The sequence below is a fragment of the Flavobacterium chilense genome (genome assembly GCF_001602525.1).
GTDB classification, from domain to species: Bacteria; Bacteroidota; Bacteroidia; order Flavobacteriales; family Flavobacteriaceae; genus Flavobacterium; species Flavobacterium chilense.
In genome coordinates, this window is sequence record NZ_LSYT01000003.1 from 286,762 (window position 1) to 299,652 (window position 12,891).

Genomic DNA, 12,891 nt, shown 5'->3' on the forward strand with positions numbered 1-12,891 from the left:
CTCAAAGTAGACCAGAATAGGATTATAAATGAAAAAACTGGATTATCAGGACGATTTTAAACCTGATTAATTTTGTAATGACAATAAAGTCAAAGTAAAACAAATTACAATGAGTAAATCAATTTTTTATCATGCCGGTTGTCCGGTTTGTGTAAGTGCAGAACACGATATTTTAAGTTTAATTAATCCGTCTGATGTTGAGGTAGTACATTTGGGCGAAGACAGATCTAAGATTTCTGAAGCTCAAAAAGCAGGAGTACAATCTGTTCCGGCTTTGGTAACACCAACCGGAAATGTACTTCATATTAATTTTGGTGCTTCAATTGCAGATGTTATTGGATAGATAACGAAATTTTTAATCTCAAACAAAGAAGTTTTCTTCGTTTTGATTCCAACCAAAAAAAGACTGATAACAAATAAGTTATCAGTCTTTTTTTGATGTATAAGAATTCTCGAAATGCAATACTTTTTGAGATAAATCAGGAAGAAATTACAAACTTTTTAATTTCTTCATAAAGGTAGGGAACACCTCGTTGAGTTCTTCAAACAATGGATTGTTACGATGTTTGATTTTTATTTCGCTAAACAATTTCAGTCCAAGTGCAAATTGTGTAGCTTCAGATTCGTTTTCAAATATATTTTTAGCTTTAATTCTTTCAATTATGCCAAAGATTTCATCGTGATTACTAAATTCAATACCAAGTTCTTTTGCCGGTTCGGTTTCACCATTTGCATATTGTTTCAGGCTTAATGTCAGATAATATTTGTTTGATCTTTTTTCCATGATAATACTATTTCAATTTTATTTTAACCATTTATCAACTATGGTTTTAAACGTTTCTTTGTATTGTTCACCAACCGTAATTTCTGTTTTTCCAATGAATATAGAATTCTTGCTTATTGCATTTATTTTATCCAGGGCAACAATAAAAGAACGGTTGATTCGCATAAATTTTGAGGTTGGTAATTTTTCTTCGAGAGCTTTTAAAGAAATAAGCGACATGAGTCCCTTTTGTGAATCTTCCAGATGTACTTTTACATAATCTTTTAAACTTTCGATATATAAAATATCTTTCAGTGAAATTCGAACCCATTGGTATTCTACTTTCAGAAATATAAATTCGTCATCGGCAGTAACAGAATGAAAGTGATTAGAAGCTTCTTCAGATAATTGAAGCACTTTGTTAGAGGCTCTTAAAAACTCTTCATAGCTAAAAGGCTTTAGTAAATAATCAACAGCATTTACCCTGTAACCTTCTATGGCATAATGGTTATAAGCAGTTGTGAAAATAATTTTAGGCAATGGGCCAGGTTGTTCCTGAAGCAATCTTGCCAGTTCCATTCCCGTTAAATTAGGCATGTTTATATCTAAAAAAACAACATCAGGCTGTTGTTCCCGTATCAGGCTCATGGCTTCTACCGCATTATCGCAGCTGTACAATAATTGCAAAAAAGGAGTTTGTCCTATAAAAGTTTCCACCAGTTTCAAAGCAAGTGGTTCGTCATCGACGGCTATACATTTTAATACAATCATTCTTCTAAAGTTATTTGCAGGTTTACTTTATAATTTCCGTTTTGATCAATTCCGGCAACCATAATATGCTTGTTCGGATAAATTAAATGCAACCTGCGTTTGGTATTTGTTAATCCAATTCCGCCCTGATCAGTGACCGAAGTTTTCTCAAAAAAAGTATTGATTACTTCAAATTCAAGATTAGTTCCTTCCTGTTTAAGTTTAATATGTATTTCGCTTTTATCTGTGGCATGAATGCCATGTTTAAAAGCATTTTCTACTAAAGGTAATAACAACATCGGAACAATTGGATAATCGTGTAATTTTTCCGGAATATCTGTTGTAATCGTTAGTTTACTATTGGCTCGAAGTTTCATCAAAGCAATAAAGTCTTTCATGAATTCTACTTCTTTCAGCACAGTAGTTCTTTCACCTTCAGTACTGTAAAGCAAATACCGCATCATACGGCTTAAAGTATGAAGTGCACCACGGGAATCTTCAATATTGGTATACGTAAGAGAATAAATACTGTTAAGTGAATTAAAGAAAAAATGCGGATTAATCTGCGCTTTCAGCATCGCAAGTTCTGCCATAGTTTTATCCTGTTCCAGTTTTTGTTTATGCTGTGCCGCTTTTTGCCAGTGATGTAGCATGGCCCAGCTTGTGCTGATACCTAAAACCAATAAAGTGATCGTAAAAACATAGTTGTCAAAATAATTGCTTCGGTATTTTTTAAAACCAAGTATAGCAGCAATTTTGTTATGTAAATCGGTATTCAGATTGTATAAATAAGCAATAAACTGCATCGCAAAAATGATAAAAAGTGCCCACAATAGAAATGGTGTGACCCTGTCTTTAATAATTGTTTTCGGAACTATTATTTTAGCATTCGAATAAAAGATAACAATCATAAAAAACAAGACGATCGATTGCCACAACCAAAAGATACTCGGAAGCACAATATTCCAGGTCAGAGGGATATAAAATAATAAGGTAAATCCCAATAATAACCAGGCAAGAATGTGTAATCCGGTGAATATGTATGGTTTAAAAAAGTTTGATGACATTATAATTTTTGATTTTGTGACAATATTACACTATATTTATAAAAGAAATAAAACCAATCGTCCAAAATAGAATCAGAATCCTTAAAAACCATTTTAGAGCCGACGAGCTTGTTTTAAAATAGAGAAATTTAACTAAATAAATTTCTATCGGTTCTTAAGTAATCTCCATCGATTGTTTTTTGCTTTACGTCTATTGAAAATTTTTTGCCTGTAATATTTTAGTTCTTTTGTTTCGATATAAATTGATAATTACACATTTTCACAATGAATAAGCAATCCTTTTTAAGCATTCTCGCAGCAGCTATTATCATCACATCGTGTGGTAATAAAAATGACAAATCGGCTCAGGCCGGAGGTGCACCACAAGTCAAAGAGTATAAAACGCTGACATTGCAGCCGAAATCCACAACCTTAAATACAGACTTTCCCGCAAGTATCCAGGGACAGCAAAACATAGAAATCCGACCGAGAGTTGAAGGCTACATCGAAAAGATTTTTGTTGATGAAGGTGCTGTTGTAAAAGCAGGTCAGCCTTTGTTTAAAATCAATGCGCCGGAATACGAACAACAGGTTCGTACTGCAACAGCAAGTATAAAAAGTGCTCAGGCAGATTTAAGTTCGGCAAAACTGGCTGTAAATAAAGTAAGACCACTGGTAGAAAAAGGAATCATTAGTAAATACGATTTAGAATCGGCACAATATACTTATGAATCTGCTGTAGCATCATTAGCACAGGCAAATGCCGCTTTAGTAAATGCTAAAACCAATTTAGGATATACTACCGTAACAAGTCCGGTTAACGGAGTTGTAGGTTCTATTCCGTTTCGTTTAGGAAGCTTAGTAAGTTCTAATACCACAGAACCTTTAACAACTGTTTCTAGTATTGGAAATGTGTATGCCTATTTTGCATTAAACGAAAAAATGCTTTTAAACTTTACTGAAAATGCCGGTGCAGGATCTTCGTTAACGCAAACAATTAAAAAAATACCGCCCGTTTCATTAATTCTGGCAGATGGTTCTGTTTATCCTGAAAAAGGATATGTAGAAACGGTAAACGGACTTATTAATACAGAAACGGGTTCCGTAAACATCAGAGCACGTTTTCCTAACCCAAAAGGAATCATCAGAAGCGGAAGCAGTACAATAGTAAGAATTCCAAAAGATGTAAAAGATGTTATTCTAATTCCTCAAAGTGCCACATTTGAACTTCAGGACAAAATTTTTGCAGTAACAGTGGGCAAAGACGGAAAAACGAAAAACACCAACATTACCATCCTTGAAAATACAGCAGGCAATTATTATGTTGTAACAAGCGGCTTAAAAGCAGGAGATGAAATTGTATTAGAAGGAGTAGCTTCCCTAAAAGACGGAAGTGAAATTAAACCTCAAAATCAGAAACCAGAAACGGTTTATGCTGACTTAAAATAAGAAAAAATGTTTAAAAAATTCATACAACGACCTGTCCTTTCGACAGTAATATCTGTTATTATTGTCATTTTAGGTATTCTGGGGCTTATTGAGTTGCCTATTTCTCAATACCCTGATATTGCTCCTCCAACAGTAAACGTTTCGGCAAGTTATACTGGTGCCAATGCAGATGTGGTACTTAAAAGTATTGTGATTCCGCTTGAAGAGCAGATTAATGGTGTAGAAAACATGACTTACATGACTTCTACAGCAACTAATGACGGAAATGCTTCGATCAAAATTTTCTTTAAAGTAGGAACCAATCCAGACTTAGCAGCGGTAAACGTTCAGAACAGGGTTTCCAGAGCTACAAGTTTATTACCGGTAGAGGTAACTCAGGCAGGTGTAACGGTAACAAAGAGCCAGAGTAGTAACTTATTGATTTTCTCTCTTTACAGTGATGATAAAGCTTACGATCAGACTTTCCTTCAAAACTATGCTAAAATCAACCTTGTACCACAAATTCAGCGTGTAGTTGGAGTAGGAGATGTAACCGTTTTTGGAGCAAAAGATTACTCTATGAGAATCTGGCTAAAACCGGATGTCATGCAACAATACAAACTGATTCCGAGCGATATTTCGGCTGTTTTGGCTGAACAAAACATTGAAGCGGCACCAGGTAAATTTGGTGAAAACGGAAATCAGGCATTTCAATATGTAATTAAATATAAAGGACGTTTAACAAGTGCCCAGGAATTTGAAGACATTGTCATAAAATCTGTAGGTAACGGACAAATGTTGCGATTAAAAGATGTGGCTAAAGTAGAGCTGGGATCTCTAAGTTATGCCTCAACCATTAAAACAAACGGTGTAGAATCGGCAGCGATGGCAATTAGCCAGACTCCGGGATCTAATGCCCGTGATGTAATCAACAACTCTAAAAAGCTGATTGAAGAAGCAGCGAAAAACTTTCCAAAAGGAGTAAAATATACGATTCTGGTAGACGTTAACGAAAACCTGGATGCTTCTATTGAAAAAGTAATTCATACCTTAATTGAAGCTTTTATATTGGTTTTCATAGTAGTATTTATATTCCTTCAGGATTTCAGGTCTACATTAATTCCCGCAATTGCAGTTCCGGTAGCGATTGTAGGTACGTTTTTCTTCCTGAATTTATTTGGATTTACGATCAACCTGTTAACGCTTTTTGCAATGGTACTTGCCATTGGTATTGTGGTCGATGATGCCATTGTCGTCGTCGAGGCAGTGCACGCCAAACTCGATCATGGTTATAAATCGTCTAAAAAAGCAACCATTGATGCAATGGATGAAATCTCAGGCGCGATTATTTCGATCACACTTGTTATGGCAGCCGTATTTATTCCGGTTACCTTTATTAATGGATCTACAGGGGTTTTCTACAAACAGTTTGGTATCACGCTGGCTGTTGCGATTATTCTTTCGGCAATCAACGCTTTAACTTTAAGTCCGGCATTATGTGCTTTACTTTTAAAACCGCATGCCGACGATCATCAGCATAAAAGTTTTATTCAAAGATTTTACACCTCATTCAACGTTGCATTTGATAATGTAACCCAAAAATACAAACGTTCCGTTACATTCCTTTCTGTCAAAAAATGGATTGCACTTCTGGCTATCGTTATTGCAGGTTCGGCATTATTTTATATGATGAAAACGACTCCGTCAGCCTTCGTTCCTGCGGAAGATCAGGGAACTGTTTTTGCCAACATTAGTCTGCCGCCATCAGCTTCAATGGAACGTTCTGAAGTAATTGCCAAAAAAGTAGACAGTATTGCCAATACGATTCCGGGAGTTAAAAATACCCTTCGTATCGTAGGACAAAACTTTACAGCAGGAGCAGGTAGTGCCTACAGTATGGTTATCGTAAAACTGGAAACCTGGGATAAACGTGAATTAAGTGTTAATGATGTAATTGGACAGCTTTTTGCCAAAACAAGCGGTATTCGCGAAGCTAATATTTTCTTTATTTCTCCGCCAACCATTCAGGGATTTGGACAAAGTGGTGGATTCGAATTCCAATTGCAGGACAAAGGAGGACATACTACCGCTGAATTCTTTAAAGTGAATACAGAATTCTTAGAAAAATTATCAAAACGTCCAGAAATACAATATGCAACAACGCCTTTTAATCCAGGGTTCCCTCAATATATGATGGATATTAACCTGGCAAAAGCGAAAGATGCAGGCGTATCAATCAATACGATTTTGTCTACGATGCAAGGGTATTATGGTGGATTGTATGCTTCGAATTTCAATAAATTCGGGAAACAATACCGTGTTATGATACAGGCTTCACCGGAGTTCAGAACCAATACAGAAGGATTAAACAAAATCTTTGTGAGAAACAGCTCGGGAACAATGGCTCCAATTACAGAGTTTGTAAAAATGACCAGAGTTTTTGGACCGGAATCTATTTCAAGATTTAACCTTTTCTCTTCTATTGCCATCACAGGAGCGCCAAATCCCGGATTTAGTTCAGGAGATGCAATCAAGGCAATTCAGGAAGTTGCTGCCGAAGAATTACCGGCAGGTTACGGATATGAATTCTCCGGATTAACACGTGAGGAATTAGCTTCAGGAAGTGAGACTATTTTCATCTTTATTCTGTGTCTGGTGTTTGTTTACTTCTTATTAAGTGCACAATACGAGAGTTATATTTTACCATTTGCGGTATTGTTATCCATTCCGTTTGGATTGGCGGGAGCTTATTTATTCTCGATCATTTTCAAATTAAACAGTAACATTTACTTGCAGATTTCCTTAATCATGTTGATTGGATTACTGGCGAAGAACGGTATTTTGATCGTCGAATTTGCCCTCGAAAGAAGGCGTAAAGGAATGCCAATTGTACAAGCCGCAGTCGAAGGAGCCGTAGCACGTTTACGACCAATTTTAATGACCTCTTTCGCCTTTATTTTAGGACTTGTTCCTTTAATGTTTGCTACAGGAGCAGGAGCTGTTGGTAATAAATCGATCGGAACAGGAGCTGTTGGAGGTATGTTAATCGGAACCATTTTAGGAGTATTTGTTATTCCGGTATTGTTTATCATTTTCCAGGGTTTACAGGAAAGAATAAGTGGTCCGGCGAAAGCAAGTTTTGATGAAGATGATGACGAGGAAATACAACTTATAGAAGCTCATAAAGAGTAATAATTTAATTAAGAAAAAATGACTCATAGTTCAAATAAATATATTCTTATGATAATCACAGCCACACTTTTAAGTGCGTGTTCGATTACTAAGAAATACGAGCGTCCATCGACCCTTTCGACGGATAAGTTATATCGAGACCAATCCGGTACCGATTCGACTACGATTGCTAATATGCCCTGGCAAACTGTTTTTAAAGATCAAAAACTAAATGCTTTAATTCAAAAAGGGTTAGACCAGAACCTCAACTTAAAAAATGCGATCGAAAACATTGTTCAGGCACGAGCAACTTTGCGTCAGACCAAATTGGCTTATTATCCAACTTTGGAGCTGGATGCAAATGCAACACGTAATAAGCAATCTAAAGCCGCATTAAATTTTCCGGCAGGAATTAATATCAATACCTTAACTACAACCTATAAATTAGGTTTAAGTACATCCTGGGAAGCTGATATTTGGGGAAAACTAAGCAGTTCTAAACGAGCAGCTCTGGCAACGTATCTTTCTACAGATGCTGCCAAACAAGCAGTTCAAACTCAATTGATATCAGACATTGCCAACAATTACTTTTTATTGTTAGCATATGATAAACAATTAGAAATTACGAAATCAACCTTAGAAAGCCGTATCAAAAATGTTGAAGTTATAAAAGCCTTAAAAGAAGGAGCAATAGTAACCGGAGCATCTGTAGTACAAAGTGAGGCGAACCAGCACGCGGCCGAAGTTTTGATTCCGGACTTAAAAAGAAGCATTCGTGAGACCGAAAATGCACTTAATATTTTGCTTGGGCAAGCTTCGGGACCAATTGACAGAGGTGTTTTAGCCGATCAGGTAATACCTGAAAAAATTGCGATTGGATTACCGGCACAATTATTAGAAAATCGTCCGGATGTACGTCAGGCTGAATTTGATTTCAGAACTGCTTTCGAAACAACAAACATGGCTAAAACCTATTTTTATCCAAGTTTGACACTTACAGCAAGTGGCGGATTATCGACTTTGCAATTAAAAAACTTCTTCGATCAGTCTATTTTCTATTCTATAATTGGAGGATTGACACAACCATTGTTTAATCAGGGACTTAACAGAGCAAGATTGACAAACGCACAATCAAGACAAGTGCAGGCTTATAATAATTTCCAGCAAAGCCTTTTAGTTGCAGGTCAGGAAGTTTCTAATGCGCTTTATGCTTATCAAATGGCAGTTGAAAAAGAAGATTCGAGAGAAAAACAAATTGAAGCCTTAGAAAAAGCAGTTGATTTTACACAACAACTTTTAGAATATAGTTCTGCAACTAATTACACCGATGTATTAACATCAGAACAAAACCTTTTAGCTGCTCAATTGAGCGGTGTTAACGATAATTTACAGAAGTTGCAAGCTGTAGTTGATTTGTACCGTGCTTTAGGTGGTGGATGGAAATAGATTTCTGATCAAAATCTTTTTTGAAAATTTCCACTGCTATTAAATTAAATTGTTGAAACGAAAAACGCCTCCTTTGTGAGGCGTTTTTTTATTGGAGAACTTCTGTCGGTTAAGAAGTGCTATACGTCGATTGGTTTTGCCTTTCCGTATAATGTATAGGAGAAAGGTAAAATGATGGCACTACTTTAGCTTTGTTTCAAATCAAATTTAATACTTAACAACAAACGAAATGAAAAAATTAGGAATCGCTCTAATGCTCCTGATGAGTGTTTTTGCAACTGCGCAAGTTTCAATCAATGTCAACATTGGTACACCTCCAAACTGGGGACCTCAGGGAAATGACAATAGCAGATATTATTACTTACCGGATATTGATGTTTATTATGATGTAAACCAAAGTCAGTTTATTTATGATAATAACGGAAGATGGATTCGTGAAAGCAAATTACCGGTACAATACAGACAATATGATCTTTATGGAGGTTATAAAGTAGTTTTAAATGATTACAGAGGAGATGCTCCTTATACGTATCATAAAAAACACAGAACCAGTTATCCAAAAGGTTATCAGGGACCACCTCAAAAAAACAGAGGAAACAGACCGGAGAAAAACAATAAACATGAGGGGAAACAAAAGCCAGAGAAGGGAAACGACAGAAAAGACAATTCAAAAAACGGAAAAGATTATTCCAACAAAGATCAGAAGCATGGGCATGATGATCGTCATTAAACAGAATTAACTAAATTGGAAGAACGCCTCAGAAATGGGGCGTTTTTTTTGTTTTACCAGCTTCCTTTTAGGCCTTCTTTTAAGGCAATATTGTATTTCTCTACATCAAAACGGTACAAATCCGGAGCTTTGTGTGCACCGCCTTTTCGTGATTCATCAAGTTTGGTTAAAATGTCGTAACGAAGAATTTTACGGTAGAAATTACCACGGTTAAGTTTTTTATCTAAAATGATTTCATACAACTTTTGAAGTTCCGGCATAGTGAATTTTTCAGGTAAAAGGTTATAACCAATCGGATGATTGTTTAATTGTTCCCGAAGCGTAAGTAAAGCTTTCTCAAAAATAGCTTTATGATCCATCATAAATGGTGGTAAATCATCAATCGATTTCCATTCGCAAGCCGATGAATATTCATCAATAACCAGATTCACTTTTGAATATTCTGCCAAGGCATAATACCCAATCGAAACAAATCGCTGTTTGTTCCATAGATCATCAGGATAATCTTCAAAAGCACTTTCAGAACGTTTTAGATTACCAAAAGTGTAAAATTGCTGTAAGTAGATATTTTCAGTTCCGGTTCTGTCTTTTAAAATACGAATCGCAGCATCATCTACATTTTCATCTTTTTGCACATATCCTCCCGGAAGTCCCCAGGATTCCTGATCTTTCATTTTAAGAGTCAGAACCTGAAGAGAAGTTTCATGAAAGCTAAAAATCACACAATCAATAGAAAGCGTTGGAATGTATTTTTTCCACGCTGCCTCAGATTGCTGTTCAAGTATCTTTTTAAATTCCATTACAATGATTTGTTTTCAAATGTACTGTTTTTGAAAATTATGAAGCAACAAAAAAATCTAAACTTCTTTTTTAGGTTTTTATTGCTATCTGCTCAGGCTTGGTAAATGCTCATTTTTAGATATTTATAATTCATGAAAATGAAATTTTAGAGGAATTTATTTGTTGATATGAGAAAAAGTTTTTAATATTGCTTCATTATGAAGCAATGAAAAATTTCAAAAAACCACTTACTATATTTTCATTCAAATTCTGTAAAATTTCTAACTATGAAACTAACCATTAAAAAAACAGCACGAACATCACTTTTAACCGTTTTAGTGATTTCAAATTTATCATGGAATACAATTCCGGATGACGAAACAAATCCGCGACTCTTAACCATAAATGGATTTACTTTTAAAGATTTAAACAAAAACGGAAAACTTGATATTTATGAAGATACTAGGCTTTCGATAAAAGAAAGGGCACATGATTTAGTCACCAAAATGACCGATGATGAAAAAGCTACATTTTTAATGGGAACCGGAATGCCGGGATTTGACGGAATTAAACCTGTTGTTGGTGCCATCGAAGGTCGTGTTCCCGGAGCTGCAGGAGGAACTTATGAAATAAAGCGTTTAGGAATTCCGGCAATTATTGTGGCCGATGGTCCTGCGGGACTTCGTATAAAACCCATTCGCGATAACGATTCCAAAACCTACTATTGCACTGCTTTTCCGGTTGGAACTGCTTTAGCATCGACATGGAATGAGGCTTTGATCGAAAAAGTGGGAAAAGCAATGGGAAATGAAGTAAAAGAATATGGTGTTGATGTTTTACTGGCGCCTGCTTTAAACATTCACAGAAACCCGTTATGTGGCAGAAACTTCGAATATTATTCTGAGGATCCGTTGGTTTCCGGAAAAATAGCTTCGGCAATGGTAAAAGGAATTCAGTCGAATGGAGTAGGAACTTCAATTAAACATTTCGCAGCAAATAATCAGGAAACAAATCGTCTTTCGATTAACGAACATATCAGCGAAAGAGCCATGCGTGAAATTTATCTGAAAGGCTTTGAAATCACAGTAAAAGAATCTAATCCCTGGACGGTAATGTCATCCTACAATTTGATTAACGGAACCTATACTTCTGCCAGAAAAGATTTGCTAACAGAAATTCTTCGTAATGAATGGGGATTTAAAGGAATCGTAATGACAGACTGGTTTGGTGGTTTTGCCGGAGCACAATCTATCATGGCAGGATCCAGTAATGTAACACAACAGCTTAATGCCGGAAATGATCTACTAATGCCCGGAATTGCAGCTCAAAAGAAAGCTATTGTTGAAAATATGCAAAACAAAGAACTTTCTAAAGAAGTCATTGATACCAATGTAGAAAGGATTTTAGAATTGGTTTTGAAATCTCCGGTGATGGAAAACTACAAGTACTCTGATCATCCAAACCTGAAAGAAAATGCACAAGTTACCAGACAGGCAGCCAGCGAAGGAATCATTTTATTAAAGAATGAGAAAAATGTTTTGCCTTACACCAATAAAAAAGGAAAAGTTGCAGCTTTTGGAGTTACTTCTTATGATTTTATTTCTGGCGGAACAGGAAGTGGAGATGTCAACGAAGCTTATACGATTTCACTAATAGATGGTTTAAAAAATGCCGGTTTTTCGCTTGACGAAGAATTAAAAAACACCTACACACCATTTGTGGCTAAAGTGAAAAATATTGAAATGGAAAACCGTAAAAAAGAAGGTTTTCTAGCCTTGCCAAAGAGGTTACCGGAATTAAAATTAGAAAAAAATGCAATAGAAAAAACAGCATCAGAAGCTGAACTGGCTATAATTACAATTGGAAGAAATTCCGGTGAAGGAGGAGACAGATCTATAGACAATGACTTTAATCTGGCAGCAGATGAAGTAGAGTTAATTAACCATGTATCAGAAGCATTTCATGCAAAAGGAAAAAAAGTAGTTGTAATTATGAATGTTGGCGGTGTTATCGAAACAGCCAGCTGGAAAGATAAAGCAGATGCTATTTTACTATCCTGGCAGCCGGGACAAGAAGGAGGGAATTCTGTAGCAGATGTTTTCTCCGGAAAAGTTAATCCGTCCGGTAAATTGACCATGACTTTTCCAATAAAATATGAAGATACACCATCAGCCAAAAACTGGTTAGGAACACCTGCCAATGATCCAACAAGCGTAACTTATGCAGAAGGTGTTTATGTGGGATATCGTTATTACAATACATTCAATGTGAAACCTTCTTATGAATTTGGTTTTGGCGGTTCTTATACCAATTTTGATTATACAAATGTAAAATTAAGTTCGCCTGTTTTCAATTCTAAAATGACCGTTTCAGTTACTGTAAAAAACACCGGAAAAGTCAGCGGAAAAGAAGTAGTTGAAGTTTATCTTTCGGCGCCCACAAAATCAATTGACAAACCAAAAGAAGAGTTAAAAGCATTTGGAAAAACCAAAGAATTAAAACCGGGAGAAAGTGAAACTTTACAACTGACTTTGTCTCCAAAAGATCTCGCTTCATTTTTAGAAAATAGAAATGCCTGGATTGCCGAAGCCGGAACTTATAAAATTTTAGTTGGAACCTCTTCTTTAAACATTAAAAAAACAGCTGAATTCTCTGTACCAAAAGAAATTACCGTTGAAAAAGTTAAAAAAGCTTTTGAATTAGATTCTAAATTTACAGAGCTTAAACCATAAAGTATTTAATATTGGTTAGTATTAAATAAAGAAAAGCCTTCTAAA

At 35.8% G+C, this 12,891-nt stretch carries 10 protein-coding genes; 6 read left to right on the forward strand and 4 right to left on the reverse strand.

Annotated features, from left to right (window positions below; genetic code table 11):
* Positions 1-109 precede the first annotated feature (109 nt).
* Entirely contained in the window at positions 110-343 is a 234-nt protein-coding gene (locus tag A4F88_RS10545; protein ID WP_068842572.1) for a thioredoxin, read from the forward strand.
* Between the two features lie 147 nt (positions 344-490).
* Here A4F88_RS10545 and A4F88_RS10550 read toward each other — a convergent pair whose 3' ends face one another.
* Genes A4F88_RS10550 through A4F88_RS10560 form a run of 3 tightly spaced genes read right to left on the reverse strand, consistent with a single transcriptional unit; the run spans position 491 to position 2,580 of the window.
* A complete protein-coding gene (locus A4F88_RS10550; RefSeq protein ID WP_068842573.1) occupies positions 491-784 on the reverse strand; it encodes a DUF3861 domain-containing protein in 294 nt (97 codons plus the stop codon).
* 18 nt (positions 785-802) lie between these two features.
* On the reverse strand, positions 803-1,534 hold the full coding sequence (locus tag A4F88_RS10555; RefSeq protein WP_068842574.1) for a LytR/AlgR family response regulator transcription factor: 732 nt from the start codon (positions 1,532-1,534) through the stop codon (positions 803-805).
* Positions 1,531-2,580, reverse strand: coding sequence for a sensor histidine kinase (locus A4F88_RS10560; protein WP_073075433.1), 1,050 nt, complete (start codon positions 2,578-2,580; stop codon positions 1,531-1,533). Before A4F88_RS10560 ends, A4F88_RS10555 begins: the two co-directional genes overlap by 4 nt.
* 264 nt (positions 2,581-2,844) lie before the next feature.
* On the opposite strand from A4F88_RS10560, the gene A4F88_RS10565 reads away from it, so the two are divergent.
* The 4 genes from A4F88_RS10565 (at position 2,845) to A4F88_RS10580 (ending at position 9,334) form a co-directional block, all read left to right on the forward strand.
* The gene (locus A4F88_RS10565) at positions 2,845-4,008 is read left to right on the forward strand and encodes an efflux RND transporter periplasmic adaptor subunit (protein WP_068842576.1); all 1,164 of its coding nucleotides are present in this window, start codon (positions 2,845-2,847) and stop codon (positions 4,006-4,008) included.
* 6 nt (positions 4,009-4,014) lie between these two features.
* Positions 4,015-7,179, forward strand: a complete 3,165-nt coding sequence (locus A4F88_RS10570; RefSeq protein WP_068842577.1) for an efflux RND transporter permease subunit — start codon at positions 4,015-4,017, stop codon at positions 7,177-7,179.
* Positions 7,180-7,227: 48 nt separating this feature from the next.
* Entirely contained in the window at positions 7,228-8,604 is a 1,377-nt protein-coding gene (locus A4F88_RS10575) for an efflux transporter outer membrane subunit (RefSeq protein ID WP_317041609.1), read from the forward strand.
* Between the two features lie 229 nt (positions 8,605-8,833).
* The gene (locus tag A4F88_RS10580) at positions 8,834-9,334 is read left to right on the forward strand and encodes a hypothetical protein (RefSeq protein ID WP_068842579.1); all 501 of its coding nucleotides are present in this window, start codon (positions 8,834-8,836) and stop codon (positions 9,332-9,334) included.
* Between the two features lie 53 nt (positions 9,335-9,387).
* Here the strand turns inward: A4F88_RS10580 and A4F88_RS10585 are convergent, their stop codons facing one another.
* On the reverse strand, positions 9,388-10,134 hold the full coding sequence (locus A4F88_RS10585) for an NUDIX hydrolase (RefSeq protein ID WP_068842580.1): 747 nt from the start codon (positions 10,132-10,134) through the stop codon (positions 9,388-9,390).
* A 267-nt stretch (positions 10,135-10,401) separates the two neighbouring features.
* On the opposite strand from A4F88_RS10585, the gene A4F88_RS10590 reads away from it, so the two are divergent.
* Positions 10,402-12,846 carry a glycoside hydrolase family 3 N-terminal domain-containing protein gene (locus A4F88_RS10590; protein ID WP_068842581.1) on the forward strand — a complete coding sequence of 815 codons (2,445 nt, stop codon included), beginning with the start codon at positions 10,402-10,404 and terminating at the stop codon, positions 12,844-12,846.
* The last annotated feature ends 45 nt before the right edge of the window (positions 12,847-12,891 follow it).

Coding starts and splice junctions, on each gene's coding strand:
- A4F88_RS10545 (WP_068842572.1), top strand. CDS start 110: ATGAGTAAATCAATTTTTTATCATGCCGGTTGTCCGGTTTGTGTAAGT.
- A4F88_RS10560 (WP_073075433.1), bottom strand. CDS start 2,580: ATGTCATCAAACTTTTTTAAACCATACATATTCACCGGATTACACATT.
- A4F88_RS10565 (WP_068842576.1), top strand. CDS start 2,845: ATGAATAAGCAATCCTTTTTAAGCATTCTCGCAGCAGCTATTATCATC.
- A4F88_RS10555 (WP_068842574.1), bottom strand. CDS start 1,534: ATGATTGTATTAAAATGTATAGCCGTCGATGACGAACCACTTGCTTTG.
- A4F88_RS10575 (WP_317041609.1), top strand. CDS start 7,228: ATGATAATCACAGCCACACTTTTAAGTGCGTGTTCGATTACTAAGAAA.
- A4F88_RS10550 (WP_068842573.1), bottom strand. CDS start 784: ATGGAAAAAAGATCAAACAAATATTATCTGACATTAAGCCTGAAACAA.
- A4F88_RS10580 (WP_068842579.1), top strand. CDS start 8,834: ATGAAAAAATTAGGAATCGCTCTAATGCTCCTGATGAGTGTTTTTGCA.
- A4F88_RS10590 (WP_068842581.1), top strand. CDS start 10,402: ATGAAACTAACCATTAAAAAAACAGCACGAACATCACTTTTAACCGTT.
- A4F88_RS10570 (WP_068842577.1), top strand. CDS start 4,015: ATGTTTAAAAAATTCATACAACGACCTGTCCTTTCGACAGTAATATCT.
- A4F88_RS10585 (WP_068842580.1), bottom strand. CDS start 10,134: ATGGAATTTAAAAAGATACTTGAACAGCAATCTGAGGCAGCGTGGAAA.